The organism is Pseudoalteromonas sp. H105, from assembly GCF_001469215.1.
Taxonomy (GTDB): domain Bacteria; phylum Pseudomonadota; class Gammaproteobacteria; order Enterobacterales; family Alteromonadaceae; genus Pseudoalteromonas.
In genome coordinates this window covers 1-3,343 of the sequence record NZ_LOFH01000024.1, presented here as the reverse complement: position 1 = coordinate 3,343, position 3,343 = coordinate 1, and the positions used below count along the sequence as shown (strand labels likewise).

At 37.9% G+C, this 3,343-nt stretch carries 5 protein-coding genes; 1 reads left to right on the top strand and 4 read right to left on the bottom strand.

Going from position 1 to position 3,343, the window contains the following annotated elements:
* Window positions 1-607 (top strand): transposase (locus ATS75_RS19930; protein ID WP_152996255.1); only part of this gene is annotated, 607 nt, incomplete at its 5' end.
* 39 nt (window positions 608-646) lie between these two features.
* Here the strand turns inward: ATS75_RS19930 and ATS75_RS19925 are convergent.
* The 4 genes from ATS75_RS19925 to ATS75_RS19905 form a co-directional block, all read right to left on the bottom strand.
* A complete protein-coding gene (locus ATS75_RS19925) occupies window positions 647-994 on the bottom strand; it encodes a hypothetical protein (protein ID WP_058562156.1) in 348 nt (115 codons plus the stop codon).
* 109 nt (window positions 995-1,103) lie between these two features.
* Window positions 1,104-1,580 carry a hypothetical protein gene (locus ATS75_RS19920; RefSeq protein ID WP_058562155.1) on the bottom strand — a complete coding sequence of 159 codons (477 nt, stop codon included), beginning with the start codon at window positions 1,578-1,580 and terminating at the stop codon, window positions 1,104-1,106.
* A 466-nt stretch (window positions 1,581-2,046) separates the two neighbouring features.
* A complete protein-coding gene (locus ATS75_RS19910) occupies window positions 2,047-2,646 on the bottom strand; it encodes a hypothetical protein (RefSeq protein WP_058562153.1) in 600 nt (199 codons plus the stop codon).
* Window positions 2,647-2,906: 260 nt separating this feature from the next.
* Window positions 2,907-3,343: transposase (locus ATS75_RS19905; protein WP_201020988.1), on the bottom strand; the 437-nt coding region annotated here is incomplete at its 5' end.

Below are 3,343 nucleotides of genomic sequence, written 5' to 3'. Positions count from 1 at the left end.
ACCTAAGTTATCTACGTTAAAGCCTGAAATTATGCAGGATATGAGTGATTTGGTTGCCAGAAGAAATCAATTACTTGTGATGCAAACAATGGAGAAAAATCGACTACAGATTTTACCTAAAAGCCTTACGATGACAATTAAACCAGTCCTGACTTTATTTAAAAATCAAATTAAGAAAATAGAGGATAAGCTGGTCAAACTCATTGAAAGTTGCCCTGACTATCAAGCTAAAAATACCATTCTTCAAAGTATGAAAGGCATAGGTAAAATAGCTGCTGCATCTCTCATTAGTAATTTACCTGAGTTAGGCTATATGACAAATAAACAAGCCTCTGCTTTAGTTGGAGTTGCACCAATAAACCGTGAAAGTGGGCGGTTTAAAGGCATGCGAAAAATCCAGGGAGGTAGGCATCAAGTTCGCACAGTTTTATACATGGCTATGATGTCAGCGATTCAATCTAATCCCGTTTTTAAAGCACATTATCAAAAACTAGTTGCGGCAGGCAAACCCAAAAAAGTGGCACTGATTGCATGTGTCAGAAAGATGATTGTGATCTTAAATTCTATGCTTAGAGATGGAGTTTTATGGGAAGCGCCAAAAGTTTAAAATTAACTATTGACGCCATAGTCTCTTGTTATGTTTCGATTACTGCGGCAAATATGGCATAAAAGTGCGTAACGACAAAACCAATATTAAACCTAAACCCAATACAACATATGAATTTACTTTATAGTTTTTCTTATAACGATCAACAACAAAAACACGAATATTCAAGAATAAAACGCTAAGGATTAAAACTATCGGAACTTCAACAATATGACTTAAACTTTGATGCCCGTAACCTGATGAAGTAACAGCGACCCAAAACAAAGGTAATACAACCGGCGGACAAAGATCACTCCAATAAAGCGCACCTCGGCTTTTAGCATTAATCCAAGCTAATAAAGCAAAAGCAACATAGATTAAAATGAATATGAAAAAAGCTTCAACCACTGACCATCCCTAGAAACATAACGCCTGAATAAGAGGCGGATTAGCTTGGCTATATTTAGCGAAGAATGAGCGCCAGCCAAGCGTGAGACGTCACTTCTTAATTCTCTTGTTATATGCCCATTACTGGAAGGCAATCAGGGAAAAACCATACTTTATCAGTATTTTTAAAAATCTTAAGCTTCGCTTTACCTTTTGAAAAGGTATAAACCGCCAGATTAGCCTGCCACTCTTTTCTGGGTTTTTCAGGTGTACCTTTATTAACATAGGCCTCATCACCGAAGAATAAACAAACGTAAAATAAATCAGAAAAATTTTTTACGCTTTCTCCATACCTTGTAACAGTTAAAGTCTGAATTTGAGGCTCTTTTAAATCATCTTGGAGTGTAAACTCTCCATAATTAGATTTAACGATTAGTTTAAGTTCGTCGGAATCTAACCTCTTTGCACTGATGTTAATATCCCCAGCACTTTTAGGGCCATTTGCAGAAATGGAAATGGAATTCCACTTTGGCGTCCATGTAGAAGTTGCATATGTTTGAGCAGAGAAAACAACGATAATTAAAACGAAGAAGTATTTTTTGCTCATAATGTACAGATTCTCTTGGGCATATAACGCCCGCGTTTGCGGCGTGAAACTGTTGGCTAAAATTCGCGAGGAACGAGCGGTAGCCAACAGTTTACCGTCCGCTCAAGACGCACTGGTTAGGTTGGCAGACTTGGCAGCACCCATTCGGGAAGCCAGTAGCGGCAAAATTCAGAAAGGATCAGCACAAAGAAGTGCCACGATGCTTACCTTGCAATTTTGACCTGAAAACGCTCAGCCTTGTGCGCCCTATTTCTAGCCAACGATACTCCACCGGCTAGCAAAATTCTATGAGTTGGCACCCGAATCAGCACCAAACTCAGTTGTAGCGATAAGCCAAAAACAGAAGCTTTGCGCCACCTAACGCCTAATTAACAGGCAAAAATTTGTTGGCTAAAATAAGCGACGAAGGAGCAAAAGCCAACTGTTTTTTGTCCTTGTTTAATTTCTTGTTAGGCTTATTTATCCATTATTCGTATTTACTAAAATAAAATACAACGGCATCTTCTTTGGTATCCGAGCTAAAACTTATTGTATTATGCTTTATTCCCACTTCTTCTAATGCGGAAAGAACCAAACCTGATTGATGAAAGGTATCTTCATGCTGTTTAGGCATTCTCACTCTACAAATAGAAGAGCGGCATTCTACACTTTCTAGAGCAAAGCCAACTAGTAGTTCACTTGTGTGAAATACATCATTCACTGCTGTTTCAACAGGAATTGCCCATTCGTAATCAATTTCCTGCTCATCAAAAGGAACTGCTTTGTGAATATATTTAGTTTTTTTTGATTCTGGTTCAGAAGTTTCTTGTTGTACAGGATTAAAGGCTAAAGTGGGACTAGCTGGTTCTGAAATATTGCTAGCATGATTGGAATATATTTTGTCGTTATTACTTTCAGTAAAAGCACTTGAGTCCTCACTGCTTTCAATAGCTTTTAAACTTTCAGATAATCTTAGTTTTAAAACAGAGTTTTCTTTTTCAGCACTCTGATATTTGAAAAACACTAGTACCAATAAAGTTAACAGTAAAAATATAAAAGGTACTTGTAACGCTTTTAACCTTTCCATGTGCAAATTCTTCCCTAAATAAATGAATAACTCAAAACACCGATTTGGCTCTATAAGCCTAACGAGCCTGTAGATTAACTCGTTTTTTTGTTTATTTTTATTGATAAACAAACCATAGCTGAGTTCCTATTTTCGTTCAATCGATTACTGTACTTTTATGCAGGATATAAAAAAGTGTTTGATATTGTTTTAATTGGCGTTTTGGAAGTGGTTACGAGTGGTTGAGTCGCTTTATTTTAAGTTAAAAGGGCTTCCCCTTCTTAATGCATCGTGTTTTGCAGTTTTTCTATATTATGGACAAGGCAGTACAGTTGCCATTGCGCATTCACTTTCGTTTGTCCCCGTAAGGTTAATTTATTCATGCCTTTATTGACGGTGATATTACCGAACACTGGCTCTATACAGCCAAGTCGCTTACTGTAATGCCGTCGCCCCATTGGGCTGTCTATTTTGACCTTCATTTTATCGGTGTAACTGACTTTTTTTCGTGATTCATCATTTTTAAACTGCACTTGCCGCCCTGTTTTTATCGGTGCCTTTCGCATGCATTGCTGTTGCAGTGGGCACACTTTACAGTCTTTTAAGTAACCACAGAATCGCGTGTATTGTTGGTTATGGCTGTTTACATTAACTCCGCTTCGCCACATATTATTGCCTGCGGGGCAGCGGCAGGTTTGGGTTGCTTCATCATAGTGGA